Source organism: Pseudomonas sp. R3-18-08, from assembly GCF_003852065.1.
Classification (GTDB): domain Bacteria; phylum Pseudomonadota; class Gammaproteobacteria; order Pseudomonadales; family Pseudomonadaceae; genus Aquipseudomonas.
In genome coordinates this window covers 3,745,401-3,771,492 of record NZ_CP027729.1, presented here as the reverse complement: position 1 = coordinate 3,771,492, position 26,092 = coordinate 3,745,401, and the positions used below count along the sequence as shown (strand labels likewise).

General features: G+C 59.3%; 32 protein-coding genes. 21 read left to right on the top strand and 11 right to left on the bottom strand.

Annotated features, from left to right (window positions below):
- Positions 1-8: 8 nt before the first annotated feature.
- From C4J92_RS17230 to C4J92_RS17215, 4 genes are all read left to right on the top strand, one after another.
- Positions 9-725, top strand: coding sequence for a DUF969 domain-containing protein (locus C4J92_RS17230; RefSeq protein ID WP_124404706.1), 717 nt, complete (start codon positions 9-11; stop codon positions 723-725).
- On the top strand, positions 722-1,672 hold the full coding sequence (locus tag C4J92_RS17225) for a DUF979 domain-containing protein (protein WP_124404705.1): 951 nt from the start codon (positions 722-724) through the stop codon (positions 1,670-1,672). The genes C4J92_RS17230 and C4J92_RS17225 overlap by 4 nt, the downstream gene beginning before the upstream one ends.
- Positions 1,673-1,679: 7 nt before the next feature.
- Positions 1,680-2,309: a pyroglutamyl-peptidase I gene (pcp, locus tag C4J92_RS17220; protein WP_124404704.1), complete on the top strand. Its 630-nt coding sequence runs from the start codon at positions 1,680-1,682 to the stop codon at positions 2,307-2,309.
- Between the two features lie 64 nt (positions 2,310-2,373).
- Positions 2,374-2,820: an anti-virulence regulator CigR family protein gene (locus tag C4J92_RS17215; RefSeq protein ID WP_124404703.1), complete on the top strand. Its 447-nt coding sequence runs from the start codon at positions 2,374-2,376 to the stop codon at positions 2,818-2,820.
- A 12-nt stretch (positions 2,821-2,832) separates the two neighbouring features.
- Here C4J92_RS17215 and C4J92_RS17210 read toward each other — a convergent pair whose 3' ends face one another.
- From C4J92_RS17210 to C4J92_RS17200, 3 genes are read right to left on the bottom strand one after another with little or no spacing between them, the layout of a single operon-like run.
- Positions 2,833-4,233: a heavy metal sensor histidine kinase gene (locus C4J92_RS17210; RefSeq protein WP_124404702.1), complete on the bottom strand. Its 1,401-nt coding sequence runs from the start codon at positions 4,231-4,233 to the stop codon at positions 2,833-2,835.
- Positions 4,230-4,901: a heavy metal response regulator transcription factor gene (locus C4J92_RS17205; protein ID WP_124367657.1), complete on the bottom strand. Its 672-nt coding sequence runs from the start codon at positions 4,899-4,901 to the stop codon at positions 4,230-4,232. The genes C4J92_RS17210 and C4J92_RS17205 overlap by 4 nt, the downstream gene beginning before the upstream one ends.
- A gap of 42 nt (positions 4,902-4,943) precedes the next feature.
- Positions 4,944-5,204: a DUF2790 domain-containing protein gene (locus C4J92_RS17200; RefSeq protein WP_124367656.1), complete on the bottom strand. Its 261-nt coding sequence runs from the start codon at positions 5,202-5,204 to the stop codon at positions 4,944-4,946.
- 201 nt (positions 5,205-5,405) lie between these two features.
- Between C4J92_RS17200 and C4J92_RS17195 the strand changes: the two genes are divergently transcribed.
- Positions 5,406-6,101, top strand: a complete 696-nt coding sequence (locus C4J92_RS17195) for an HAD family hydrolase (protein ID WP_124405826.1) — start codon at positions 5,406-5,408, stop codon at positions 6,099-6,101.
- Here C4J92_RS17195 and C4J92_RS17190 read toward each other — a convergent pair.
- Both C4J92_RS17190 and csrA read right to left on the bottom strand, forming a co-directional pair.
- Positions 6,083-6,346 carry a hypothetical protein gene (locus tag C4J92_RS17190; RefSeq protein ID WP_124404701.1) on the bottom strand — a complete coding sequence of 88 codons (264 nt, stop codon included), beginning with the start codon at positions 6,344-6,346 and terminating at the stop codon, positions 6,083-6,085. The two genes, C4J92_RS17195 and C4J92_RS17190, sit on opposite strands and share 19 nt — an antisense overlap.
- Before the next feature lie 207 nt (positions 6,347-6,553).
- Positions 6,554-6,748, bottom strand: coding sequence for a carbon storage regulator CsrA (gene csrA, locus C4J92_RS17185; RefSeq protein WP_003192511.1), 195 nt, complete (start codon positions 6,746-6,748; stop codon positions 6,554-6,556).
- Between the two features lie 260 nt (positions 6,749-7,008).
- On the opposite strand from csrA, the gene C4J92_RS17180 reads away from it, so the two are divergent.
- Entirely contained in the window at positions 7,009-7,374 is a 366-nt protein-coding gene (locus C4J92_RS17180; RefSeq protein WP_124368997.1) for an SPOR domain-containing protein, read from the top strand.
- A 30-nt stretch (positions 7,375-7,404) separates the two neighbouring features.
- Here the strand turns inward: C4J92_RS17180 and C4J92_RS17175 are convergent, their stop codons facing one another.
- From C4J92_RS17175 to C4J92_RS17165, 3 genes are all read right to left on the bottom strand, one after another.
- Positions 7,405-8,094 carry an endonuclease gene (locus C4J92_RS17175; RefSeq protein ID WP_124404700.1) on the bottom strand — a complete coding sequence of 230 codons (690 nt, stop codon included), beginning with the start codon at positions 8,092-8,094 and terminating at the stop codon, positions 7,405-7,407.
- A 4-nt stretch (positions 8,095-8,098) separates the two neighbouring features.
- On the bottom strand, positions 8,099-8,350 hold the full coding sequence (locus C4J92_RS17170) for a DUF1654 domain-containing protein (RefSeq protein WP_124404699.1): 252 nt from the start codon (positions 8,348-8,350) through the stop codon (positions 8,099-8,101).
- 165 nt (positions 8,351-8,515) lie between these two features.
- A complete protein-coding gene (locus C4J92_RS17165; RefSeq protein ID WP_124404698.1) occupies positions 8,516-9,604 on the bottom strand; it encodes an asparaginase in 1,089 nt (362 codons plus the stop codon).
- A 450-nt stretch (positions 9,605-10,054) separates the two neighbouring features.
- On the opposite strand from C4J92_RS17165, the gene C4J92_RS17160 reads away from it, so the two are divergent.
- Genes C4J92_RS17160 through C4J92_RS17130 form a run of 7 tightly spaced genes read left to right on the top strand, consistent with a single transcriptional unit; the run spans position 10,055 to position 17,023 of the window.
- Entirely contained in the window at positions 10,055-11,014 is a 960-nt protein-coding gene (locus C4J92_RS17160; RefSeq protein WP_124404697.1) for a sugar ABC transporter substrate-binding protein, read from the top strand.
- A gap of 57 nt (positions 11,015-11,071) precedes the next feature.
- A complete protein-coding gene (locus C4J92_RS17155) occupies positions 11,072-12,625 on the top strand; it encodes a sugar ABC transporter ATP-binding protein (RefSeq protein ID WP_124404696.1) in 1,554 nt (517 codons plus the stop codon).
- Positions 12,622-13,599, top strand: coding sequence for an ABC transporter permease (locus tag C4J92_RS17150; protein ID WP_003174987.1), 978 nt, complete (start codon positions 12,622-12,624; stop codon positions 13,597-13,599). Before C4J92_RS17155 ends, C4J92_RS17150 begins: the two co-directional genes overlap by 4 nt.
- Positions 13,600-13,602: 3 nt before the next feature.
- Positions 13,603-14,625, top strand: a complete 1,023-nt coding sequence (locus C4J92_RS17145; protein ID WP_124404695.1) for a LacI family DNA-binding transcriptional regulator — start codon at positions 13,603-13,605, stop codon at positions 14,623-14,625.
- 24 nt (positions 14,626-14,649) lie between these two features.
- Entirely contained in the window at positions 14,650-15,567 is a 918-nt protein-coding gene (gene rbsK, locus C4J92_RS17140) for a ribokinase (RefSeq protein WP_124404694.1), read from the top strand.
- Entirely contained in the window at positions 15,564-15,968 is a 405-nt protein-coding gene (rbsD, locus tag C4J92_RS17135; protein ID WP_124363575.1) for a D-ribose pyranase, read from the top strand. The genes rbsK and rbsD overlap by 4 nt, the downstream gene beginning before the upstream one ends.
- Positions 15,969-15,994: 26 nt before the next feature.
- On the top strand, positions 15,995-17,023 hold the full coding sequence (locus C4J92_RS17130) for a nucleoside hydrolase (protein ID WP_124367647.1): 1,029 nt from the start codon (positions 15,995-15,997) through the stop codon (positions 17,021-17,023).
- A gap of 33 nt (positions 17,024-17,056) precedes the next feature.
- On the opposite strand, the gene C4J92_RS17125 is transcribed toward C4J92_RS17130, so the two are convergent.
- Positions 17,057-17,263 carry a hypothetical protein gene (locus C4J92_RS17125; protein ID WP_124363573.1) on the bottom strand — a complete coding sequence of 69 codons (207 nt, stop codon included), beginning with the start codon at positions 17,261-17,263 and terminating at the stop codon, positions 17,057-17,059.
- Between the two features lie 156 nt (positions 17,264-17,419).
- Here C4J92_RS17125 and C4J92_RS17120 point away from each other — a divergent pair, with 156 nt between their 5' ends.
- Positions 17,420-17,725, top strand: coding sequence for a hypothetical protein (locus C4J92_RS17120; protein ID WP_124404693.1), 306 nt, complete (start codon positions 17,420-17,422; stop codon positions 17,723-17,725).
- 144 nt (positions 17,726-17,869) lie between these two features.
- Positions 17,870-18,190: an I78 family peptidase inhibitor gene (locus tag C4J92_RS17115; RefSeq protein WP_124363571.1), complete on the top strand. Its 321-nt coding sequence runs from the start codon at positions 17,870-17,872 to the stop codon at positions 18,188-18,190.
- A gap of 72 nt (positions 18,191-18,262) precedes the next feature.
- Here C4J92_RS17115 and C4J92_RS17110 read toward each other — a convergent pair whose 3' ends face one another.
- Together C4J92_RS17110 and C4J92_RS17105 are read right to left on the bottom strand one after the other, a co-directional pair.
- Positions 18,263-18,475, bottom strand: a complete 213-nt coding sequence (locus C4J92_RS17110) for a cold-shock protein (RefSeq protein ID WP_003234260.1) — start codon at positions 18,473-18,475, stop codon at positions 18,263-18,265.
- A gap of 289 nt (positions 18,476-18,764) precedes the next feature.
- Positions 18,765-19,079 (bottom strand): hypothetical protein, encoded by a 315-nt coding sequence (locus C4J92_RS17105; RefSeq protein WP_124367644.1) that lies wholly within the window; start codon positions 19,077-19,079, stop codon positions 18,765-18,767.
- 365 nt (positions 19,080-19,444) lie between these two features.
- On the opposite strand from C4J92_RS17105, the gene thrS reads away from it, so the two are divergent.
- From thrS to pheT, 6 genes are all read left to right on the top strand, one after another.
- A complete protein-coding gene (gene thrS / locus C4J92_RS17100; protein WP_124367643.1) occupies positions 19,445-21,367 on the top strand; it encodes a threonine--tRNA ligase in 1,923 nt (640 codons plus the stop codon).
- Positions 21,367-21,918 (top strand): translation initiation factor IF-3, encoded by a 552-nt coding sequence (gene infC, locus C4J92_RS17095; protein WP_015884933.1) that lies wholly within the window; start codon positions 21,367-21,369, stop codon positions 21,916-21,918. The genes thrS and infC overlap by 1 nt, the downstream gene beginning before the upstream one ends.
- A gap of 60 nt (positions 21,919-21,978) precedes the next feature.
- Positions 21,979-22,173: a 50S ribosomal protein L35 gene (gene rpmI / locus C4J92_RS17090; RefSeq protein ID WP_002553160.1), complete on the top strand. Its 195-nt coding sequence runs from the start codon at positions 21,979-21,981 to the stop codon at positions 22,171-22,173.
- 29 nt (positions 22,174-22,202) lie between these two features.
- Entirely contained in the window at positions 22,203-22,559 is a 357-nt protein-coding gene (gene rplT / locus C4J92_RS17085) for a 50S ribosomal protein L20 (protein WP_005789679.1), read from the top strand.
- A gap of 109 nt (positions 22,560-22,668) precedes the next feature.
- On the top strand, positions 22,669-23,685 hold the full coding sequence (gene pheS, locus C4J92_RS17080; RefSeq protein ID WP_034099107.1) for a phenylalanine--tRNA ligase subunit alpha: 1,017 nt from the start codon (positions 22,669-22,671) through the stop codon (positions 23,683-23,685).
- 26 nt (positions 23,686-23,711) lie between these two features.
- On the top strand, positions 23,712-26,090 hold the full coding sequence (gene pheT, locus C4J92_RS17075) for a phenylalanine--tRNA ligase subunit beta (protein ID WP_124404692.1): 2,379 nt from the start codon (positions 23,712-23,714) through the stop codon (positions 26,088-26,090).
- The last annotated feature ends 2 nt before the right edge of the window (positions 26,091-26,092 follow it).

Sequence of the window (26,092 nt, the reverse complement as noted above, 5' to 3'; positions counted from 1 at the left end):
TCTCCGCCATGCAAACTGTTGTGAACTTATGGCCGTTGATCGGCGTACTTGTCATCGTGGTCGGCTTTGTATTGCGCTTCAATCCGTTGCTGGTGGTGACCGCCGCCGCTATCGCGACCGGGCTCGCCGCCCATTTCCCGCTGGAAAAAATTCTCGCAACCATGGGTGATGGCTTCCTTCAAACCCGTGCGTTGCAATTGATCCTGTTATTACCGTTGGCGGTGATTGGCCTGTTGGAGCGTCATGGCCTGCGCCTGCATGCGCAGAACTGGATCGCCCGCTTCGAGCGCGCGACGGTCGGGCGTTTGCTGATCATCTATCTGTTCGTACGTGAAACGACTGCGGCCATGGGGCTGACCAGCCTGGGCGGGCATCCGCAGATGGTACGGCCATTGCTGGCGCCGATGGCCGAAGGTGCGGCGGAAAAACGCTATGGCAAGCTGCCGGACAAGCAGCGTCACAAGGTATTGGCCATGTGCGCCGCCACCGACAACGTAGGGTTGTTTTTTGGCGAGGACATCTTCGTCGCCTTTGGTGCGATCGCGTTGATGCATACCTTCCTGCTCGGCTCGGGAATTGATGTAGATCCGCTGCACATTGCAGTGTGGGGCATCCCGACGGCGATCTGTGCCTTTATCATTCACGCCATCCGGCTGCATCGGTTCGATCGCAGGTTGACCCGTGAGATGACCGCCGCCGCCCCGTCGGTGGAGGCTGCCCAATGATTATTTCCATTCAATACCTGTACTGGCTGGCCGGGGTGCTGTTGCTGATCACTGCCGGCATGATCGTGTTGGATCGCACCCACCCCAAGCGTTGGTCCAGCGCGCTGTTCTGGCTGCTGTTTGCCATTCCGTTCCTTGTGGGGGAGCGGCTGCCCTCGGTGGTCGTAGGTGTCGGCGTTGTGGTGATGGCATTGATTGCGGGCCTGGGCGGCGTTGGCCGTGGCCAGCACGCCGAATTGCACGTCAAGGCTTCCCGTGCCAGTGCCGGTCGCCTGGGTCACAAGCTGTTTATCCCCGCGCTGGCGATTCCGCTGACCACGGTGATTGGCTCGGTATTGCTCAAGCACACCGAAATTGGCGGTGTACCGCTACTCGATCCGAAGAACACCACCTTCGTCTCGCTCGGCATCGGCTGCCTGATCGCCCTCGGCCTGGCCTGCTGGCTGACCCGCGATACGCCGGTGCAAGCCTTGCGCGAATCGCGTCGCCTGACCGAAGCCCTTGGCTGGGCCATGGTGCTGCCGCAGATGCTGGCAATGCTCGGGCTGTTGTTCAATGAAGCCGGGGTGGGCACGGCGGTTGCTCATGTCACTACCACTTACATCAACCTGGATTTCAAGTTGGTGGCGGTCATGGTGTATGTGTTGGGCATGGCCTTGTTTACTGTGATCATGGGCAACGGCTTTGCAGCCTTTCCGGTGATGACCGGCGGCGTCGGTGTGCCGGTGCTGGTGGGGATCTACGGCGGCAACCCGGCGGTAATGGCGGCGATCGGCATGTTTTCCGGCTACTGCGGTACGCTGATGACGCCGATGGCGGCCAACTTCAATATCGTGCCGGCCGCGTTGCTTGAGCTGCCGGACAAGAACGCGGTGATCAAGGCCCAATTGCCCACCGCATTGATGATGCTGGTGGTCAATATTGTGCTGCTTTATCTGTTGATGTGAGGCCAGGATGAACACCTTATTGCTGACAGGCTTCGAGCCTTTCGATCACGACGACGTCAACCCATCCTGGGAAGCGGTGCGCCAGCTGGAGGGCGTGCAACTGGGCGATGACGTGCGGATCGTCGCACGCCGATTGCCCTGCGCCTTTGCCACGGCTGCCGACACCTTGATGGCGTTGATCGACGAATTACATCCGGTGATGGTCATCGCCACAGGCTTGGGCCCTGGGCGCAGTGACATTTCGATCGAGCGGGTCGCGATCAACGTCAATGACGCACGCATCCCGGACAACCTGGGCGCCCAGCCGATTGACACTGCGGTGGTAGAGGGGGGGCCGGCCGCTTACTTCTCGACATTGCCGATCAAGGGCATGGTCAGAGCGGTGCGAGACGCGGGTATTGCCGCCTCGGTTTCGCAGACGGCGGGCACGTTCGTGTGTAATCAGGTGTTTTATCGATTGCAGCATGCGCTGGTGGGTTCAGCGGTGCGCAGTGGGTTTATCCATGTGCCGGGCCTGCCTGGGTCGGGTGAGCCGTCGATGGCGCTGCCGATGTTGGTGGAAGGCTTGCGCCTGGCGGTCGCGGCGGCCTGGCAGACTCAGGTGGATATTGTGGAAACAGGCGGGCGGGTGAGCTGATGCCGTGCCCGGTGGCATAACCTCGACTACAGTTGATCAGGTATCCCCCTGGAAAAACTACATCATGATCAAGTGCCCGAAGTGTGTGTCCGTAGTGTTGTCGCTCGCATTGTTTGCAGGCAGCAGTATTGCCTTGGCTGATCCCGGCAATGGCAAAGGCCAGGGCAATAACAAAGGGAATAACCAGGCGGGGCAGGGCCACGGCAAGCCTGGTGGCAAAGGTTCGGCGGGTAGTCACGGCCCCAGCGTTGATCGGGGCAGTGTGCTGAGCCTGGTGGGCGGTAACCGCGATTACTGGAGCCCTGGGCCTGCGCTGCCTCCGGGTATTCAGAAGAATCTGGCGCGCGGCAAACCGCTGCCGCCCGGTATCGCCAAGAAACTCGATGGTCGTTTGGCGGGACGCCTGCCTCACTACGACGGGTATGAGTGGCAGCAAGCCGGCACCGACCTGATATTGGTAACCATCGCCACCGGTATCATCTACGAAGTGCTCAACGGGGCTTTTGATTGACTGGGCGGTGCCTCACGCTTCCCGTGCGGGAAAAAACAGCTCGAACCGCGTCACGCCGTCTTCACTGCTGACGCCATACCGCCCGTTGTGCAATTGCATGATGGTTGCCACGATCGACAGCCCCAGCCCATTGGACTGGGAGGACCGCTCGCGGGATTCATCCACCCGGTAAAACCGTTCGAACAACCGCGGTAGGTGCTCGGCGGGAATGGTTTCACCCTGGTTACTGACCCTCAGGTTGACGCCCTCGTCATTTGCAATAGCCTGGATGCGCAACTCCGATCCCGGCGAGCCATACTTGATGGCATTGGCGCACAGGTTGGCCAGGGCACGCCGCAGGAGCATCGGCTCCGCCCAGATCACGCCGTCGCCCTCGACCACGATGTGCATGCCCGCGTCAGCGGCCAACCCTTCGAAATAATCCGCGATGCGTTCCACTTCATCCGCAGCGTCCAGTGCCTGGCGTTGGCGCAACGCGCTGGCGGGGTCGGTGCGCGCCAGAAACAGCATGTTGTCGAGCATCCGCGCCAGGCGTTCGAGTTCTTCGACATTGGAGGCCAGCAGCTGCTGGTAGCTTTCAATACTGCGCAGCTGTTGCAGGGCAACCTGGGTTTCGCCGAGCAGATTATTGATCGGCGTGCGCAGTTCATGCGCCATGTCGGTGGACACCTGGCCCAATTGCACAAAGCCCTTGGACAAGCGTTCAAGCATGGTATTGAACGACTCGATCATCGGCAGCAATTCTTTGGGTGCGCCCTGGCCGTCGAGGCGCTCGGCCAGGTTGCCGACGCCGATCCCTTGCGCGTGGCGGGCGAGGCGGCGCAAGGGCAGCAAGCCGCGATGCACCAGCAGGTAACCGGCCAATGCGAGGATGATCGCAGCGATGCTCGCCAGGATATACACGCTCAACCGATAGCTGGCGAGTACGGCGGTGCGCTCGGTCATCAGGCGGCCGCTGGTGACTTGCAGGCTGCCCAGATCGCCGGAGTCGATGGTCGCGGCCACGGTTGAAAAAGGAATGCCGTTAAGCCCCGGCAGATGTTGCACATCGCTCAGCGCCAGTACGTGATCCCTGGGCACCGGTTTGACCGGAGGCAGCTCGATATTCGCCGGGTTCACCAACAGCAACGGTTGTTGGCCGGGGGCGCCGATGCTCAATACGGATTCGCGGTTGCCCAGCATGTTCTGGAACAACTCGGGCTTTGTCTGGATCAGGCCCAGGGTATTGCTGTCGTTAAGCAGGTTGCGCAACTGATCCACCCGGGATATCAGCGCGGTGTCGTCGCGGCGCACCAGTTCGCGTTCCAGCTCGCGGTACAGGGCCACGCCCAAGGTGGCCAGCAAGGCGAAGGCGAGCAAGGCGAAGATCAGCGCCAGGCGCAGGGTCAGCGAGTAATGGCGAGCGCGGCTCATGGCTGGGTATCGAAGCGGTAGCCGATGCCCCGCACGCTGTGGATCAACTTGAGTTGGAACGGGTCGTCGATTTTCAAGCGCAGGCGCCGCACGGCCACGTCGACCACATTGGTGTCACTGTCAAAATTCATGTCCCATACCCGCGAGGCAATCAGCGAGCGTGACAGCACCTGGTCCTGGTGAGTGGCGAACAGGTGCAGCAGGGCGAACTCTTTATTGGTCAGGGTGATGCGCGTGCCGGCGCGGGTGACGCGGCGCTTGAGCACATCGATTTGCAGGTCGGCGATGTGCAGGTGTTCTTCTTCTCGCGTCGGGCCACGTCGGGTCAGGGTGCGCAGGCGTGCGACCAGCTCGGCGAAGGAGAAGGGCTTGATCAGGTAGTCGTCGGCGCCCAGTTCCAGGCCTTTGATGCGGTCGGCGATGTCATCGCGGGCGGTGAGAAACAGTACCGGCGTGTCGGCTTCCTTGCGCAGGCGGCGCAGCACTTCCCAGCCATCCATCTTCGGCATCATCACGTCGAGCACGATCACGTCGAACGGCGTTTCCAGGGCCTGGTGCAAACCGTCCACGCCATCGCGGGCCAGGCTCACGCTGTAACCCAACTCCTGCAGGCCATTGAGCAGGTAATTGCCGGCCTTGGGTTCGTCTTCGACTACGAGGATGTTCATGGGAAAAGCCCTGGTTCGATGGGTTGCGCAAGTTTAGCCTGATCAATTGTCACTGGCGCAACCGGTGCCCTGCACGCGGTAGTCCAGCACATGCTCACGGTCCTGGTGGTCCAGGTAGCGCAGTTGTGCCGGGACGATACCGCATTGGCCGTAGGAGTCGGTACTGGACAGCACCTTGGCGACGTCCAGGTGAACGAAGAAGCCGGTCTGATCATGGATCACGGGCGCGGTTGAAGCGGTGTCGGCAGCGAATACCGAGCCGGTGGCGAGCAACGCAGCAAAGGCGAGGGCAAAGCGTTTCATGGCGAGATCTCTGTTTAAAGTGGCTGCCGGGGTTGGCAGTGAGTTCACAGTAACCAGGCGACCCGAACAGCTAACCAACAGGATGATGACAAGTTCGTCATTCAACGTTTAACGCTGGCGCCTCGCAGCGTTTACAAGTGCCGAGGTGAACCGTAGATTGCGTGGGTCGATCATTGCTTGAACCCATGGAGAAGCCGCGTAGTGTCCAGTCGAAATCCAGCCGTATTCAGTCAGCGTTACCGTGCCTTCCTGTTCGATATGGACGGCACCCTGCTCAACTCCATCGCCGCTGCCGAGCGTGTATGGAGCCGCTGGGCTGAACGCCATGGGCTGGATGTGCAGGCTTTCCTGACGACCATTCATGGCGCCCGCGCGATTGATACGATCACGCGTCAGGCGTTGCCGGGTGTGGATCCCGAGGCGGAGGCGGCGTGGATTACCGAGGCTGAATTGAGCGACGTCGAGGGTGTCGTGGCGCTTGCCGGTGCGGTCGCGTTCCTGAACCGCTTGCCGGCCGATCAGTGGGCACTCGTCACGTCTGCGCCCAAGGCACTGGCGTTGCGCCGAATGCAAGCGGCCGGTATTCCCATGCCGGCGGTAATGGTGACGGCCGAAGATGTCGCCAGCGGCAAGCCGGATCCTGCGTGTTACGTGCTTGGCGCCCAGCGCCTGGGCGTGCCGGTGCAGGATTGCCTGGTGTTCGAGGATGCGACAGTAGGCATTCGAGCAGCAGAAGCGGCGGGAGCGGACGTGATGGTCGTGACCTCGACGCACCTGGCGCCCATGGCGACTGAACATGCCTGTATCGAGGGATATGAGGGGTTGCAAGTGGTGCGAGAAGCGGATGGCCTGCTGACGCTGCGAGAAAAGATAGACAGTCAGCGTGCGGTTTTTTGATGGGCGCGATGCGCCTCGCGCTGGCACAGCTTACGCAAAATAGTCTTCTGAATCGGCTTGAGACAGAACGCAAACAGGTAGGCGCACAAGAGTAAGGCGAGGTCCAGCCAGGAATGGTCTGCGGCGTCGACGGCCGCCTCGGCTTCCAAACGCAGGCCATACCCGAGCGCCAGAAAGACCAGCCCTATCAGCAAGGTGATCGTCCAGGACAGGGTAACCATGGGCTGTGTAACGGTTGGCCTCATCGACGTGCTCCTGAAATGCACTCGGACCGCAGGATGACGTGGGATTTGGCTGCAAATGATGCAACAAGTTCCGGGGATCATGGCAGTTTCATCTTGCAGCGCAGGCCTGTGTACGAGGCGCACAGCTCGGATGAAAAAAAGCGGACGGGTCAATCAGGTTTTCGCCAGCCGTTACGGTGAAGCAAAAGGCTGGCTACTGGAGGTGCTTCAAGGCGTCTGGTTTTTGTCCGGCGCAGTGAGGCCGGCCTGGATGCGCTGATAAATTTCCTCGCGGTGCACGGCAACATCCTTGGGGGCGTTGATGCCGATTCGTACTTGCTGGCCGCTAACGCCCAGGATGGTGATCGTAATGTCATCACCGATGTTTATGCTTTCACCAACTTTGCGGGTGAGTATAAGCATGGACTTCTCCTTGATTACTTTTAAGGACACATGTTCAGACAGGGCAGGTGTCGGATGTGCGTAGCTTACTGCGAAGCGCTTCCCTGTGACTGCCTCTTTTAGGACGCATAGAGGCGACATTAATTCCCATGGCGGCATCATACAGGTCGCGATACATCATTCGCATTGTTTAAGCCAATGTTTATGACGGCCAGAATAGACAGTGAATGGTAAAGTCGCCTCTTTATCTTCAAAGGAGCAGGGCAGTGCGTAAAGTAGCGATGGCAATTGCGGTGTTGGCGTTGGCCGGATGCGGCGAAGGTAAACCTGTCGATGCGCCCAAGGCCAAGCCTGTCGTGACCCAAAGCCAGCCACAAACCGGTGCGATTGCCGCTCAAGAATGGGATGTATGGGTGGGCCCGCCGGATCACAAGCTGCAGGCGATCACGGACCTGACCGCCTGGTTGCTGGAGCATGGTTTCAATTTTTATATCGTCAAGGTCGACGGCAAGGATCAGGTCCTGCTGGGCCCGTTTGCGAGCAAGGCCGAGGCTGAGGCCAAGCAGACCCTGCTCAATGAAAAGATGGCGCGGGCCAAGAAAAACGACACCGTGTCAGAGGTCATCGAACACAAGGTCACCCAGTAACAAGCCGGGTGGGCGGGTTTGCGCCCACCTTCAGCCACAGGCCTTCAGGTTCACCGGGCCGACGAACTCGTTGCCACGGCCCATCACACAGCCCACCGTCTGGTTGCGCTGGCGCTCCCAGGCTTGCACCGGGTAGGTCTTGTTCCAGGCTTCATACAGCTGGCGATCCTGTTTCGACAGGCGCAGGCCGTATTGCTTGCTCATATAAAAATAGGTGCGCGCGATCATTCCGCGGATGGACGGACGCGGCATGACCTTCTTGGCCTTGAAGTCCACTTGCGTCAGGCATGAACCGTATTGCCCTCTTTGCACCGGCAGCCAGCCGAAGCTGAAGTTGTTCCGGTCGCCATTCACCTCGCCGATGCTCGGCACCAGGTTATGCAGGTCCGCTTCGGCGCGCTTGAACACGTCGTCATGGCGCGTGCAGTTTTTACGCCCGCCATTTTGCCAGCACTGACGTTGATGGCCGATCTGCCAGGCGGGCACGATGTGTTCCCACTCGATGCGTGCGGCGCGGTTGGCGTTCTTGCGCGGGATGTAGCCACAGGCTTTCAGGTCTATACGGTTACCGGTGTATTTGCAGCCGCAGTAGAACTCGGTGGACTGCGGAGCGTAGAGCTTCCAGGCGATTTTTTTGGCTTCACTGAAAGTGCGGGGGGCTTGGGCGTTGGCGGTGACAGCAAACAACAGGCAGCACACAGCAAAAAAACGGACACTCATTCAATCAATCTTCCTTCGGCACAACCCAGAAAATCTGCACGCCGCCGTCATCCCTGTAGGCGAGGGTGACGTTGTCGTTTTCCGCAATCTCTTCAAGCAGGCGCGCCCATTCGTCCTCGGGCTCATCCGGCAGGCGGAAGATCAGCGCCGCCTTGGCCTTCTGCGCGTTGGTCGAATTGATGATTTTTTGGACGCGAATAGCCAGGCGCTGGTAGGCATCTGGCGGTGCGGGTGCTGCGGAGGAGGGCTTTGCCACGGATTATTCCTTAGTAAGCTGTACGCACATACAGTATTTAACTGTAGGTAATTTCGCAACTGCTTAAATTCAAAGAACTCCGTCTGACAGCGAATTTGGAAATTTGCTGGGATTTTTTGCGAGGAACTGTAGGAGCGAACTCGCTCCTACAGATAAAGCCTGGAATCAATACTCCCAGAACATCCGTTGCAGCTCTTTGCTGTCCTGTGTCTTGGTCAGGGCGACCATCGCGAGAATGCGCGCTTTCTGCGGGTTCAGGTCAAGGGCGGCGACCCAGTCGTATTTGTCGTCGGGTTGCTCGGCGTTACGCAGCACCATGCCGCCAGCGTTGACGTGGGAAGAGCGAATGATCTGCACGCCTTGCTTGCGCAATTCCACCAGCGCGGGAACGACCTTGGACGAGACCGAACCATTGCCGGTGCCGGCATGGATGATCGCCTTGGCGCCGGCTTGGGCCAGGGCCTTGTAGGCAGTGTCGCTCACGTTGCCGTAGCCGTAGGCAATTTCGACGTCGGGCAGGCTCTTGATGGTCTTGATGTCGAATTCCGAATCCATGGTGTGACGCTTGGCCGGCAGGCGGAACCAGTAGGATTTGCCTTCAACGACCATGCCCAGCGGGCCCCATGGGCTCTTGAAAGCCTCGGTCTTGATATTGATCATCTTGCTCACGTCGCGACCCGACTGGATCTCGTCGTTCATGGTCACCAGCACGCCTTTGCCCCGTGCGTCCTTGCTGCCTGCGACGGCAACGGCGTTGTACAGGTTGAGCATGCCGTCTGCCGACATGGCGGTACCAGGGCGCATGGAACCGACTACGACGATAGGCTTGTCGGTTTTTTCAACCAGGTTGAGGAAGTAGGCGGTTTCTTCAAGGGTGTCGGTACCGTGGGTGATCACGATGCCATCCACATCCTTGTCGTCAGCCAATTCGGCGACGCGGCGACCCAGTTGCAGCAGGTTGTCGTTGTTGATGCTTTCCGAAGCAATTTGCATCACTTGTTCGCCGCGTACATTGGCGATCTGGCTAAGCTCAGGAACACCCGCGATCAATTGTTCGATGCCGACTTTGGCGGCCTGGTAAGTGGCGCTGTTGGCCGCACTGGCGCCAGCCCCGGCAATGGTGCCGCCAGTGGCGAGGATCACCACGTCGGAAAGCTTGGTCTTGGTGTCGACTTCTTTTGCCTGAGCGGCAACGGGGAACAACAGCAGGAGGGCCAGCGCCCCAGGAACAAAGGTCTTCAATGCAGATTTCATTATTTTTCTCTCTGGTTTTTGATGAGTGCGGTAGCAGGTTCATCCAGAACACCCGGGCGACTCTGAACGCCTCGAGGTGCTGAGAAAGAGCAGGATTTGTACCAAGCCAATCATGCTCGGGGAGATAAAATAAACTATTGATTTAAAACAATTTAAACGGGGCTTTCAGTCTGGGCTGACGCGACGCCGTCCGGCTTTCCGAACGGAAGGCGCTTCGCTGTTCGGTTGTCCGAAAGCCAGCTCGGATTGGCGCAGGTCATGTATGAGATCGTCGTTGCGCCTGTCTTTTCAACTCACAGGAAAAGGGCAGGGTGGGTTCAGGAGGAAAGGTGAACGACTGCCGTTGACAAATCTCTACAAGGTTCTCATAGTTCTGACAACGCAAACGTTTGCGAGATGTTTCTTCGACGCGAGCGTTGCTCACAATAATCATAAGATCGGAGTACACCCATGAAGCTGCCATTTGCAGGACGTCTTCTCGCTGTCGCTGTGCTTGCCGCCGCATCCGCTGCCCTGCCTCTCTCTTCTGCTTTCGCTGACGACGCCGCCGCCAAACCCAAGGTTGGCCTGGTGATGAAGTCCCTTGCCAACGAATTTTTCGTGACCATGCAAGAGGGCGCCAAGGATTACCAGAAATCCCACGCCGCCGACTTCGACATGATCACCAACGGCATCAAGAACGAAACCGACACCAGCGCGCAGATCGATATCGTCAACCAGATGATTCTGGCCAAGGTCAACGCCATTGTCATTGCTCCCGCCGACTCCAAAGCGCTGGTCACCGTGCTGAAGAAAGCCTCGAATGCCGGCATCAAGGTGGTCAACATCGACAACCGTCTGGACCCGGACGTGCTGAAAAGCAAAAAACTCGATATTCCCTTCGTCGGCCCGGACAACCGCAAAGGCTCCAAGCTGGTGGGTGACTACCTGGCCAAGCAACTGGCCGCAGGCGACAAGGTCGGTATCATCGAAGGCGTACCGACCACCACCAACGCCCAGCAGCGCACCGCAGGCTTCAAGGATGCGATGGATGCTGCAGGCATGAAGATCGTCTCCACCCAATCCGGTAACTGGGAAATCGACCAGGGCCAGAAAGTCGCATCGGCGATGCTGAGCGAATACCCGGACCTCAAGGCACTGCTGGCCGGTAACGACAACATGGCCCTGGGTGCGGTCTCCGCCGTACGTGCGGCAGGCAAGGCCGGTAAAGTGCTGGTGGTGGGCTATGACAACATCGAAGCCATCAAGCCGATGCTGCAGGACGGTCGCGTACTGGCGACCGCCGACCAGGCCGCTGCCCAGCAAGCCGTGTTCGGCATCCAGAACGCGCTCAAGCTGGTCAAGGGCGAGAAGGTCGACGCCACCGACGGTGTGATCGAAACCCCGGTCGAGCTCGTCCTCAAGAAGTAATCCCGGCAGTAGCCAACAGCGCCCGCTCGTCCTGAGCGGGCGCCTGGAGATTTTCCTATGTCATCTTCCGCCCCGAACGCTGTCCTCTCGGTCAGCGGTATCGGTAAGACCTATGCCCAACCGGTTCTGTCCGACATCACGCTCACGCTCAATCGCGGTGAAGTGCTGGCACTGACCGGTGAAAACGGCGCTGGCAAAAGCACCTTGTCGAAGATCATCGGCGGGTTGGTCACGCCAACCACCGGGAACATGCAGTTCAATGGCCAGGCCTATCACCCCGGCAGCCGCACCCAGGCCGAAGCGTTGGGTGTGCGCATGGTCATGCAGGAACTCAACCTGCTGCCGACGCTGACGGTGGCTGAAAACCTGTTCCTGCATAACCTGCCCAGCCGTGGTGGCTGGATCAGCCGCAAACAGCTGCGCAAAGCCGCGACCGAAGCCATGGCCCAGGTCGGCCTGGACGCCATCGACCCGGACACGCTGGTCGGCAGCCTGGGCATCGGCCATCAACAAATGGTCGAGATTGCCCGCAACCTGATCGGCGACTGCCACGTACTGATTCTCGACGAACCTACGGCGATGCTCACTGCCCGTGAAGTCGAGATGCTGTTCGAACAAATCACTCGCCTGCAGGCCCGAGGCGTGGCGATTATTTATATTTCGCACCGGCTGGAAGAGTTGGCCCGTGTGGCCCAGCGCATTGCGGTATTGCGCGATGGCAAGCTGGTGTGTGTCGAGCCGATGGCCAATTACAACAGCGAACAATTGGTGACGCTGATGGTGGGGCGCGAGTTGGGCGAGCATATCGACCTGGGCCCGCGGACTATCGGCGGACCGGCCCTGACGGTCACAGGCCTGACGCGCTCGGACAAGGTCCGTGACGTGTCGTTCCAGGTGCGCGCCGGTGAAATCTACGGTATTTCCGGCCTGATCGGCGCCGGTCGTACCGAGTTGCTGCGCCTGATTTTCGGCGCCGACCCGGCCGACAGCGGCACCGTGGCGCTGGGGCCGCAGGCCAATGTAGTGAGCATTCGCTCACCGGTCGATGCGGTCGGTCATGGCATTGCCCTGATCACCGAGGATCGCAAGGGTGAAGGCCTGCTGCTGACCCAGTCGATCAGCGCCAACATCGCTCTGGGCAACATGCCGGAAATCTCCGCTGGCGGGCTGGTGAACAGCCGCGATGAAACCGCCCTGGCCAAGCGCCAGATCGACGCCATGCGTATCCGCAGTTCCAGCCCGGCGCAGTTGGTTTCCGAACTGTCGGGCGGTAACCAGCAGAAGGTGGTGATTGGCCGCTGGCTGGAGCGTGATTGTTCGGTGATGCTGTTCGATGAGCCCACCCGAGGCATCGACGTCGGTGCCAAGTTCGACATTTACGCCTTGCTCGGCGAGTTGACGCGCCAGGGCAAAGCGCTGGTCGTGGTCTCCAGTGACCTGCGCGAGCTGATGCTGATCTGTGACCGCATCGGCGTATTGTCCGCCGGGCGCCTGATCGAGACCTTCGAGCGCGACAGCTGGACCCAGGACGAATTGCTCGCCGCCGCCTTTGCCGGCTATCAGAAACGTGATGCGCTGCTCAACGATGCAGCGCCTAGGAATACCCCATGAAAACAACCACTTCCCCCGGTAAGACTGGCGGCAACTTCTACGGCCTGGGTACCTACCTGGGGCTGGCAGGTGCGCTGCTGGCGATGATTGCGCTGTTCTCGGTGCTCAGCGATCACTTCCTGTCCTACGACACGTTCAGCACCCTGGCCAACCAGATTCCGGACCTGATGGTGCTGGCGGTGGGCATGACCTTCATCCTGATCATCGGTGGCATCGACCTGTCGGTGGGCTCGGTACTGGCGTTGGCGGCGTCGGCGGTCAGCGTGGCAATTCTGAGCTGGGGCTGGAGCGTATTGCCGGCCGCCGTGCTGGGCATGGGCTGCGCCGCATTGGCCGGCACACTCACCGGTTCCATCACCGTGGCCTGGCGGATCCCGTCCTTTATCGTGTCCCTCGGCGTGCTGGAGATGGCCCGGGGCGTGGCATACCAGATGACCGGCTCGCGCACCGCGTATATCGGTGACTCGTTTGCCTGGCTGTCCAACCCGATTGCGTTCGGGATCTCGCCGTCGTTCATCATTGCGTTGCTGGTGATCATCGCCGCCCAGTTGGTGCTGACCCGCACCGTGTTTGGTCGCTACCTGATCGGTATCGGCACCAATGAAGAAGCGGTGCGACTGGCCGGCATCAACCCCAAGCCCTACAAGATCCTGGTGTTCAGCCTGATGGGTCTGTTGGCCGGCGTGGCCGCGCTGTTCCAGATTTCGCGTCTGGAAGCGGCGGATCCGAATGCCGGCTCGGGCCTGGAACTGCAAGTGATCGCTGCTGTGGTGATCGGCGGTACCAGCCTGATGGGCGGGCGCGGTTCGGTCATCAGTACCTTTTTTGGTGTGCTGATTATTTCGGTATTGGCTGCGGGCCTGGCACAGATCGGCGCGACAGAACCGACCAAACGCATCATTACCGGTGCGGTGATCGTGATCGCCGTGGTCCTTGATACTTACCGCAGCCAGCGCGCCAGTCGGCGGGGCTGAACCATGGCAACGATCAAGGATGTGGCAGCGCTGGCGGGGATTTCCTACACCACGGTGTCCCATGTGGTGAACAAAACGCGCCCGGTCAGCGAGCCGGTGCGCATCAAGGTCGAGGCGGCGATCAAGCAGTTGGACTACGTGCCGAGTGCGGTCGCGCGCTCACTCAAGGCCAAGACCACGGCGACGATCGGGCTGCTGGTGCCCAACAGCCTCAACCCGTATTTCGCCGAACTGGCCCGGGGCATTGAGGACTATTGCGAGCGCAACGGCTACTGCGTGATTCTCTGCAACTCCGACGACAACGCCGAAAAGCAGCGCAGCTATTTGCGCGTGCTGCTGGAGAAACGCGTCGACGGCTTGATCGTAACCTCGGTGGGCGGCGATGACAGTGGCCTCGCCGCTGGCTTGAGTGCGGTGCGCACGCCCATGGTGATAGTCGACCGGGCACTGGACGGTATCGACGTCGACCTGGTGCGCATCGATCATGAAGAGGGGGCTTACCTGGCGACCCGGCACTTGCTTGAATTGGGCCATCGCGACATCGCCTGCATCGCCGGCCCGGCCCATACTCGCGTGGCGCAAATGCGTCTGGCAGGGTATTGGCGTGCGTTGCGCGAAGCGGGGGTTGAAATAGCGGCTGAGCGCATCCGGGAAAGTGATTTTACCAGCACCGGTGGTTATGCCGCCGCAGTGCAATTGCTTGCGCAGCAGCCCCCCAGTGCGATTTTTGCCTGCAACGACATGATCGGCTTCGGCGTGTTGCGCGCTGCGGCAGAGCAGAATATCCGCGTGCCGGGCGAGCTGTCGGTGATTGGTTTCGATGACATTCAAATGGGCCGGTATGTTTATCCGGCGCTGACCACGGTCGGGCAGTCGATCCTGCAACTGGGCGAGACAGCGGCTGAATTATTATTGCGACGTATAGCGACACCCCAACGCCCGATCGATCAACGCATCGTGACGCCGAGTATTGTCTTGCGTGAGTCGACGGCGCCGTTGGCCGGTGTGTTCGCCCAATACCGCTGAACCAGAATTGATGAGTACTGATGTATGCCAGCAAAAGTAGTGGTAGTAGGCAGCTTGAACATGGACCTGGTCACCCGCGCCAGTCGCTTGCCGCGTGCCGGTGAAACACTGATCGGCCAGACGTTTTCCACCGTACCCGGTGGCAAGGGCGCCAACCAGGCCGTGGCCTTGGCGCGCCTGGGGGCGAATGTGGCGATGATCGGTTGCGTCGGCACCGATGCCTACGGCGGCCAACTGCGTGATGCGCTGGTGATCGAAGGTATCGATTGTCAGGCCGTCAGCACCGTGGAAGGCTCCAGTGGTGTCGCGCTGATCGTGGTAGATGACAGCAGCCAGAACGCGATTGTGATTGTGGCGGGCAGTAACGGTGAGTTGACGCCCGACTCGATGACGGCCTGCGACGCGGTGCTGCAGGCCGCCGACGTGATCATCTGCCAGCTTGAAGTACCGATGGAAACCGTCGGGCATACGCTCAAGCGCGGCCGCGAGCTGGGCAAGACGGTGATCCTCAACCCGGCGCCGGCCAGTGGGCCCTTGCCGGCCGAGTGGTATGCCTCGATTGACTACCTGATCCCCAACGAAAGTGAAGCCAGCGCCTTGAGCGGCGTGACGGTCGATTCGCTCGACAGCGCCAAGCTCGCGGCTACCGCGCTGATCAAGGCCGGCGCCGCTAAAGTCATCATCACCCTGGGCGCCCAGGGCGCACTGTTTGCCGATGGCAACAGCTTCGAACACTTGGTCGCGCCCAAGGTCACGGCGGTGGACACCACGGCTGCCGGCGATACCTTCGTAGGTGGCTTTGCTGCGGCATTGGCCGCAGGCAAGAGCGAAGCCGAGGCGATCCGGTTTGGCCAGGTTGCGGCAGCGTTGTCGGTGACCCGTGCCGGCGCCCAACCTTCTATTCCTACCCTGCACGACGTACAAGGTTTTGTGCCCTCATGAAAAAGACCCCTCTGCTCAATATCGCCCTGTCGCGCGTGATCGCGTCACTGGGGCACGGCGACATCCTGGTCATAGGTGATGCCGGCCTGCCGGTGCCACCTGGCGTCGAGTTGATCGACCTGGCACTGACCCAGGGCATCCCGGATTTCATCAGCACCCTGCGCGTTGTGCTCAGCGAAATGCAGGTGGAAAGCCACGTGCTGGCTGAAGAAATCCTGCTCAAGCAGCCGCCGGCGCTGACCGAGCTCAATGCGCTGACCGCACAGGCTGCGCTGGGCGAACGACGCCTGCTCAGCCATGACGCGTTCAAGCAACTGAGTGGCAAGGCGCGCGCCGTGGTGCGCACCGGCGAATGTCAACCGTACTGCAATATCGCGCTGGTCTCCGGCGTAACCTTCTAGAGTCCCCCTACGACAAGGAGTGTTTTATGCAACGTGGTCTTCCATCCCTGAAAAACCTGTTTCGGAGTGTTCTGCTTTTGTCCGCACTCACAGCTGCAAGCGCCCAGGCGGCAGAAAAAATCGACCTGATCATCGATACCGACCCAGGTGCCGATGACGTGGTTGCCTTGCTGTTCGCCATGGCGTCGCCGGAAGAGCTGAGCATCCGCGCGCTGACGACCGTGGCCGGCAACGTGCGCCTGGACAAAACCTCGCGCAATGCGCGCCTGGCGCGCGAGTGGGCAGGGCGCGAGGACATCCCGGTATACGCGGGGGCTCCGGCACCGCTGCTGCGCAAGCCGATCTATGCCGAGAATATCCATGGCAAGGAAGGGATTTCCGGCGTCACCGTGCACGAGCCGAAACAAGGCCTGGCGGACGGCAACGCCGTGGATTACCTGATCAAGACCCTGACGGCCGCCAAGCCCCACAGCATCACTATTGCCATGCTCGGCCCGCAGACCAACCTGGCCCTGGCATTAACCCAGGCACCAGAAATCACCCAGGGCATCAAGGAAGTGGTGGTGATGGGCGGTGCGCACTTCAATGGCGGCAATATCACGCCGGTGGCCGAATTCAACCTGTTCGCCGACCCGGTGGCCGCTGAGATCGTGCTTAAAAGCGGCGTGAAGTTGACCTATCTGCCGTTGGACGTGACCCATAAGGTGCTGACCAGCGAGGCTCGCCTGAAGAAAATTGCCGACCTGAACAACAACGCAAGCAAGGTTGTGAGCAATATTCTTAACGAATACGTCAAAGGCGATATGGAACACTACGGCATTCCTGGCGGGCCGGTGCATGACGCCACGGTGGTCGCCTACCTGCTCAAGCCGTCGCTGTTCAGCGGTCGCCAGGTAAATGTGGTCGTCGACAGCCGGGAAGGCCCGACCTTCGGTCAGACCATTGTCGATTGGTACGACGGCCTGAAGCAGGACAAGAATGCGTTCTGGGTCGAAAACGGCGACGCCCAGGGCTTCTTCGATCTGCTGACCGAGCGCCTGGCGCGTTTGAAGTAAACCCCTTACCGGTCGGCGTTCGCCGGCCGGTTCTTATTCGCGCTCGGGTGCGCCCATGTGGTCGGCAGGGTATTTCTCGAATACCTGGCTGATGAATGCTTGCGCGCCCTTGGTGCCGAGCTCCTTGACCAGCAGGTCGATACCGATGATCGCCAATTCCTCCGGACTCCCGGGGCTGTAGGAGCTTTGCCCTTGGGGCCATTTGGCTTTGATATCGGCTTGGAGCGTTACGGTGGTCATGGGAAATCTCGCGGTCTGTAGGTGCTGGGCAATGCGCTGGCGTGTGGCTGCAGCGGGCGCAGTTAACCATTTTGCGCGCAAGTTGGCACTGCTACTTAGGCATGAGGAAGGGGGTGTGCGACACTGTCCGCCTGTTTATTGGCCGGGAAACACTGCGTGCAGATCGATTTGAATAACCCCGAGAGTCTTACGCTGGCCGCTGTGCGCCAACTGCTGGCCAGCGCCAGTGACGATGAGCACACCCAGCTGCGGGTCAGCAAGGCGGGTATCGCCTACATTTCTTCAGGCGTGGTCGGGGGCGCTGATATAGGTGGTTTGCTGTTTCGCCTGGAGACCTGGGCAAAGGGTTCCGGTTATGTGGGTAACGTGGCCGCGAACGATGAAGTCTGGGTGATGCAGATTTTCAACGCGCTCAAGCAGAATTGGCCAACGCCGTCGTCTGACTACATCGATATCTACTGAACATATTCATATCTAGTCACGATTGACGGGGCGCTTGCTGGGCGTGACTCAGGCAGACTTGCTCGTCAGACGTTAACGTCTTGAAACCAATCTGCTCACTCGCTGTCGCACGATCTCTGTCCATTTTTTATCATAGGAGGCTTCATGCCTTGGAAGCTCGCATCATTCGGTACTTTGTTGGCAGCGCTCGCGTTGGCGGGTTGCAGCACCCCGGGTGCCTCTGAGCCAGGCAAAGATGCCACCGTGACCGATGCTGGTCATAGCCGCTGTGAGTCGAAGGCTGCCGAGTTCACGATCGGCCAGAAAGCCTCGCCTCAACTGCTGGAGCAGGCGCGTACGCGTGCCGGTGCGCAGAACGCACGCATCCTCAAACCCAACGACATGATCACGCTGGAGTATCGCTCCGACCGCCTGAACCTGAACACCGACGATAACCTGGTGATCACGCGGGTCAATTGCGGCTGATAGCCACTGGCTTTTGCAGCATCCATAAAAAACCCCGTCACATGGACGGGGTTTTTTTAGCTCAGCGGAGAATTACTCGCCGCGAACTTGTGCAGCTTGCATACCCTTTTGGCCTTTCTCAGCCACGAAGGAAACGGTTTGGCCTTCTTTCAGGCTTTTGAAACCGTCGCTTTCGATAGCTTTGAAGTGTACGAACAGGTCGTCACCGCCACCTTGAGGAGTGATGAAGCCGAAGCCTTTTTCATCGTTGAACCATTTAACGGTGCCGGTTTGGCGATTAGACATGGTGTATCTCCAAGAAACATATATTTTCAGTAGTGCTGTGCTGCTCAGGCCAACTGGGCACACAGGGCTATCATAGTCGAAATGTTCGGCTTGGGAGCCCCCCCAAGGCATTGTTTGCTAATCAATCGCGTTGCGTTGCGTGCCTGTTTTGGCTGAAAGCCCCGTTCTACGGGGCTTTGGAGCGAAATATCAGCTGTTAAAAAAAGCCGTAAAAGCTGCGTAATTTGTGAGAAACAGCCGTTTTCAAGCTGTTTTTCTGGCAAAAAAGACGCCCGATCAGTGAGCGTTCTTACTTTTTCTTGACCACTTTGCAGGACGAAATAGCCGCGACCGCTTTGTTTTTAAGCTCCGGGCTAGCGTTCTGGTTGGTCATCAATTCTTTGATTTCTGCAGTGCTCAATTCGGCGTTGATCTTGTCGGCGCCACATTCACAATGATCTTTGGCAGTTTTGACGTCCACGTTCTGGCTGGCCGCAGCGCTGCAGTCTTTGACGAAGGCGTCACGGGCGCCTTCCGGCCAGTTCGATGGTGCTGCGGCTTGCGCGCCAAGCGAAAGGAATGCCAGGGAAGCGGCGAGGGCGAGTGTCGAGGTAAAACGCATCATGGGATGCTCCTTTGGGTCGAGGACGAACGGCGATTCTCGGGGTGTTTGAGGCGTGGCGTACAGCTCAAGTTCACTTTTGCGGCCATAAGGCATGGAATTTACTTTTACCGCAGTTCGTGTCGGCGCGATGACCGTTCATCTGTGCTAGTATCCTGGGCTTGGCTTTTTCCAGGTGCGCCCTGTGCCGCCTTGCCAGCTCTTTTTTGTTCACTCCAGTCACTCTGGTTCGATTATCGGTTGGCCGAAAGGCTCCTGCCGCTGTAAGGCAGGCGTTCAGTATTGAGCGGCCTGGTGTTGGATCTTGTACTGGCTCATCCCAACCCACGTGACCTTTGGTAGGGGTCACCACTAGGAGAGGAGGCGCCATGCCAACTATTACTCTACCCGACGGCAGTCAACGTTCGTTCGATCATCCGGTTTCCGTAGCCGAAGTCGCCGCATCCATTGGTGCCGGCCTGGCCAAGGCCACCGTGGCCGGCAAGGTTGATGGCAAGCTGGTTGACGCCAGCGACCTGATCACCGCCGATGCCAGCCTGCAGATCATCACGCCCAAGGATCAAGAGGGGTTGGAGATCATTCGCCACTCTTGCGCGCACCTGATTGGCCATGCGGTCAAGCAGCTGTACCCCACTGCGAAAATGGTGATCGGCCCGGTCATCGACGAAGGCTTCTATTACGACATCGCTTATGAGCGTCCTTTTACACCGGACGACCTGGCGGCGATCGAGCAGCGCATGCACGCGTTGATCGAAAAAGATTACGACGTCATCAAGAAAGTCACCCCGCGTGCCGAAGTGATTGATGTGTTCACCGCCCGTGGCGAAGACTACAAGCTGCGCCTGGTGGAAGACATGCCGGACGAGCAGGCCATGGGCCTGTACTACCACGAAGAATACGTCGACATGTGCCGTGGCCCGCACGTGCCGAACACGCGCTTCCTCAAGTCGTTCAAGCTGACCAAATTGTCTGGCGCCTACTGGCGCGGCGACGCGAAGAACGAGCAGTTGCAACGGATCTACGGTACCGCCTGGGCTGACAAGAAGCAGCTGGCTGCCTATATCCAGCGTATCGAAGAAGCCGAGAAGCGCGACCATCGCAAGATCGGCAAGCGCCTGAACCTGTTCCATCTCCAGGAAGAAGCGCCGGGCATGGTGTTCTGGCATCCGAACGGCTGGACGCTCTACCAGGTGCTCGAGCAGTACATGCGCAAGGTTCAGCGTGAAAACGGTTACCTCGAGATCAAGACCCCGCAGGTGGTTGATCGCAGCCTGTGGGAGAAATCCGGGCACTGGGCCAACTACGCCGACAATATGTTCACCACCCAGTCGGAAAACCGCGACTACGCCATCAAGCCGATGAACTGCCCGTGCCACGTGCAGGTGTTCAACCAGGGCTTGAAGAGCTACCGCGAGTTGCCGATGCGCCTGGCCGAATTCGGTGCCTGCCACCGTAACGAGCCATCGGGTGCGTTGCACGGCATCATGCGTGTGCGCGGCTTCACCCAGGACGACGCCCATATCTTCTGCACCGAAGAGCAGATGCAGGCTGAATCCGCCGCGTTCATCAAGTTGACCATGGACGTTTACCGCGATTTCGGTTTCACCGAGGTCGAGATGAAGCTGTCCACTCGTCCGGAAAAGCGCGTCGGCTCCGACGAGCTCTGGGATCGCGCCGAAGCTGCACTGGCCGCCGCACTCGACAGCGCGGGCCTTGCGTACGACTTGCAGCCGGGGGAGGGCGCGTTCTACGGTCCCAAGATCGAGTTCTCGCTGAAAGATTGCCTTGGCCGCGTCTGGCAGTGTGGTACCCTGCAGCTCGATTTTAACCTGCCGATCCGTCTGGGAGCCGAATACGTCTCCGAAGACAACAGCCGTAAACACCCGGTTATGCTGCACCGGGCGATCCTCGGTTCGTTCGAACGGTTCGTCGGGATCCTGATCGAGCACTACGAGGGTGCATTCCCGGCGTGGCTGGCTCCGACTCAGGCAGTGATCATGAATATCACTGATAAACAGGCAGATTTTGCCGCTGAAGTTGAAAAAACACTCAACGAAAGCGGATTTCGTGCCAAGTCCGACTTGAGAAATGAAAAGATCGGCTTTAAAATCCGCGAGCATACTTTGCTCAAGGTTCCCTATCTTTTGGTTATCGGAGATCGGGAAGTCGAGATGCAGACTGTCGCTGTGCGTACTCGTGAAGGTGCTGACCTGGGCTCGATGCCCGTCGCCCAGTTCGCTGAGTTCCTCGCGCAAGCGGTTTCCCGGCGTGGTCGCCCAGATTCGGAGTAATTATTATTAAGCGTGAAATGAGACAAGATAAACGAGCTGCACCGAAAGCCCCGATCAACGAGAATATCTCGGCACGCGAGGTTCGGTTAATTGGCGCTGATGGCGAGCAGATTGGCATCGTCTCGATTGATGAAGCGCTTCGTATTGCAGAAGAGTCCAAGCTGGACCTGGTGGAAATTTCCGCCGATGCAATCCCACCCGTTTGCCGGGTGATGGACTACGGCAAGTCGATCTTCGAGAAGAAGAAACAGGTTGCCGCAGCGAAGAAGAACCAGAAGCAGATTCAAGTAAAAGAAATCAAGTTTCGTCCAGGGACGGAGGAAGGGGATTACCAGGTAAAACTGCGCAACCTGGTACGTTTCCTGAGTGATGGGGACAGGGCCAAGGTATCCTTGCGATTCCGCGGCCGTGAGATGGCCCACCAGGAGCTGGGGATGGAACTCCTCAAGCGGGTTGAAGCTGACCTGCTCGAGTACGGTTCGGTCGAACAGCATCCTAAGATGGAAGGACGCCAGCTGATCATGGTCATCGCCCCGAAAAAGAAGAAGTAATCAACAGGGCACGGCAGGCCTTCTGATTATGTTTATCAACTGAATGCGGAGTATCCGAACATGCCAAAGATGAAGACTAAAAGTGGTGCTGCTAAGCGGTTTCTGAAAACTGCTAACGGTATCAAGCACAAGCACGCTTTCAAGAGCCACATTCTGACCAAAATGTCGACCAAGCGTAAGCGTCAACTGCGCGGTAGCAGCTTGCTGCATCCGTCTGACGTGGCAAAAGTCGAGCGCATGCTGCGCCTTCGTTAATTTTGGATCAAGAATAGAGGAAGTAACTCATGGCTCGTGTAAAGCGTGGCGTCATTGCCCGTAAGCGTCACAAAAAAATTCTGAAACTTGCTAAAGGCTACTACGGCGCGCGTTCACGCGTATTCCGTGTTGCCAAACAAGCGGTAATCAAGGCAGGCCAATACGCCTACCGTGACCGTCGTCAGAAAAAACGTCAGTTCCGCGCCCTGTGGATCGCTCGTATCAATGCTGGTGCACGTGTTAACGGTCTGTCCTACAGCCGTTTCATCGCTGGCCTGAAAAAAGCGTCCATCGAAATCGACCGTAAGGTTCTGGCTGAACTGGCCGTGAACGAAAAAGCGGTGTTTGCTGCGATTGTCGAGAAAGCTAAAGCCTCCTTGGCTTAAGTACCCCCGACAGTCACCCTGGGTTGCTCCTGTAGCCCAAGGTGGTAAACGTCATAAATAGGGGAAGAGCCTTCAAGCTCTTCCCCTATTTTGTATCTGGAGTCTGTACATGGAAAACCTGGACGCGCTCGTCGCTCAAGCTCTTGAGGCTGTGCAAAGCGCTGAAGATATCAATGCCCTGGAGCAAATCCGGGTTCACTACCTTGGTAAAAAGGGTGAATTGACTCAGGTGATGAAGACCCTGGGGAATTTGCCGGCTGAAGAGCGCCCGCAGGTCGGTGCGCTGATCAACGTTGCCAAGGAGCGCGTCACCGAGGTTCTCAATGCGCGCAAGGCGTCGCTCGAGGAGGCCGATCTTGCGGCCAAGCTCGCCGCCGAGTCCATTGACGTGACCTTGCCTGGCCGTGGCCAGGCCTCGGGCGGTCTGCATCCGATCACCCGGACTCTGGAACGTATCGAACAGTTCTTCACCCACATTGGCTACGGCATTGCCGAAGGCCCTGAGGTCGAAGACGACTATCACAACTTCGAGGCGCTCAACATCCCAGGCCATCACCCGGCCCGGTCGATGCACGACACCTTTTATTTCAACGCGAACATGTTGCTGCGCACCCATACCTCGCCGGTACAGGTCCGCACCATGGAAGCGAACAAGCCGCCGATCCGCATCGTCTGCCCAGGCCGCGTGTACCGTAGCGACTCTGATATTACCCATTCGCCGATGTTCCACCAGGTCGAAGGCCTGCTGGTTGATCGCGATATCAATTTCGCCGACCTCAAAGGCACCATCGAAGAGTTCCTTCGGGTGTTCTTCGAGAAAGAGCTGGCGGTGCGTTTCCGTCCATCCTTCTTCCCGTTCACCGAGCCGTCCGCTGAAGTCGATATGGAATGCGTGATGTGCAGCGGTAAAGGCTGTCGCGTGTGCAAGCAGACCGGCTGGCTGGAAGTGATGGGCTGCGGCATGGTCCACCCTAACGTGCTGCGCATGTCCGGGATCGACCCGGAAGAGTTTTCGGGCTTTGCCTTCGGCATGGGCGTTGAGCGTCTGGCCATGCTGCGTTACGGCGTGAACGACTTGCGTCTGTTCTTCGACAACGACTTGCGGTTCCTCGCGCAATTTCGCTAGTCGTAACGAATCTTTAGGAGAGCAGGATGAAATTCAGTGAACAATGGCTGCGTGGCTGGGTAAGCCCGCAGGTAGATCGCGACGAGCTGGTTGCTCGTCTGTCGATGGCCGGTCTTGAGGTCGATAGCGTTACCCCGGCCGCCGGTGTATTCAGCGGCGTGGTAGTGGGCGAGGTGCTGAGCACCGAGCAGCACCCGGATGCCGACAAATTGCGGGTGTGCCAGGTTAGCAATGGCGCCGAAACCTTCCAGGTCGTGTGCGGAGCGCCTAATGTGCGCCCGGGCCTGAAGATTCCGTTCGCGATGATCGGTGCCGAACTGCCGGGCGACTTCAAGATCAAGAAGGCCAAGCTGCGCGGTGTCGAGTCCAACGGCATGCTGTGCTCCCAGGCCGAGCTGCAGGTAGGCGAGGGCAACGACGGCTTGATGGAACTGCCGGGCGACGCGCCAGTGGGCCAGGACATCCGTGTTTACCTGGAGCTGGAAGACGCCAGCATCGAGGTCGACCTGACCCCGAACCGTGGCGATTGCCTGTCCCTGGCCGGCCTGGCCCGTGAAGTGGGCGCGCTGTACAACGTGCCTGTTACCCGCCCGGTGGTTGCCAGCGTGCCTGCCGTGCACGACGAAGTGCGCTCGATTGAAGTGCTGGCGCCAAACGCCTGCCCACGTTACCTGGGGCGCGTGATCCGTAACGTCGACCTGTCCAGGCCAACCCCGCTGTGGATGGTCGAGCGCCTGCGCCGCGCTGACGTGCGCAGCATCGATGCGGCCGTCGATATCACCAATTATGTGATGTTGGAGCTGGGCCAACCGCTGCACGCATTTGACCTCGCCGAAATCAATGGCGGCATCCGCGTGCGCATGGCAAAGGAAGGCGAGAAGCTGGTACTGCTTGACGGCCAGGAAGTCAGCCTGCGCGCCGACACACTGGTCATCGCCGACCACTCCCGTGCCTTGGCGATTGCCGGCGTAATGGGTGGCGAGCACAGCGGCGTATCGGCGACCACTCGCGACGTTTTCCTTGAGAGCGCGTTCTTCGACCAGATCGCCATCGCCGGCAAGGCCCGTTCATACGGCCTGCACACCGATGCGTCGCACCGCTATGAGCGTGGCGTGGACTGGAAGCTGGCCCGCGAAGCCATGGAGCGTGCCACTGGCCTGCTGCTGGAAATCACCGGTGGCGAAGCCGGCCCGATCACCGAGACTGTCAGCGAACAGTACCTGCCGTCCGTTGCGCCAATCACGCTGCGCGCCAAAAGCGTTGAGCAAATGCTCGGCCTGGTGATCGAGCCAGCCGAGATTGAGCAGCTGCTATCGGCCCTCGGCCTCGCCATTTCTGCGGGTGGGGAAGGGCAGTGGCACGTTGAAGTGCCAAGCCATCGCTTCGATATCAGCCTGGAAGTCGACCTGATCGAAGAACTGGCCCGCCTGTACGGCTACAACCGTCTGCCGGTTCGCTATCCGCAAGCACGCCTGGCACCGCAACCCAAGGCCGAGGCGCGTGCCCACCTGCCTGAACTGCGTCGCCTGCTGGTTGCGCGTGGTTATCAGGAAGCGGTGACTTACAGCTTCATCGATCCAAAGCAGTTCGAGCTGTTCAACCCAGGTGTCGAGCCGCTGTTGCTGGCCAACCCCATTTCCAACGACATGGCGGCCATGCGCTCGTCGCTGTGGCCAGGGTTGATCAAGGCGTTGTCCCATAACCTGAACCGCCAGCAAGACCGCGTGCGTATGTTCGAAAGCGGCCTGCGCTTTGTCGGTCAGCTCGATGGCTTGAAGCAAGAGCCGATGCTGGCCGGTGTGGTCTGCGGTAGCCGCCTGCCGGAAGGCTGGGCACAAGGCCGCGATGCCGTGGACTTCTTTGACGTCAAGGCTGACGTGGAAGCGGTGCTGGGCTTCGCCGGTGCGCTGGACGCCTTCACGTTCCTGCCAGGCAAACACCCTGCGCTGCACCCAGGCCAGACGGCGCGTATCGAGCGCGAAGGGCGTTTGGTCGGCTTTGTCGGTGCCATTCACCCGGAACTGTCGAAAACCCTGGGCCTGGATCGTCCAGTCTTCGTTTTCGAGCTGGTCCTGGCTGAAGTTGCGTCGGGCAAAATGCCCAAATTCAGCGAGCTTTCGCGCTTCCCAGAAGTGCGTCGCGACCTGGCCCTGATCGCCGATCGTGAAGTCGCCGCCACGGCTGTTCTGGATGTAATCCGAGAAAATGCAGGGGAATGGCTGACAGACCTCAGGCTATTTGACGTCTATCAGGGTAAAGGCATTGATCCGCATAGAAAAAGCCTTGCGGTTGGCTTGACCTGGCAGCATCCATCGCGCACTCTTAATGACGATGAGGTGAATACCACGACACAAAATATCCTCACCTCGCTCGAACAAAGGTTGAACGCCACGTTAAGGAAGTGACG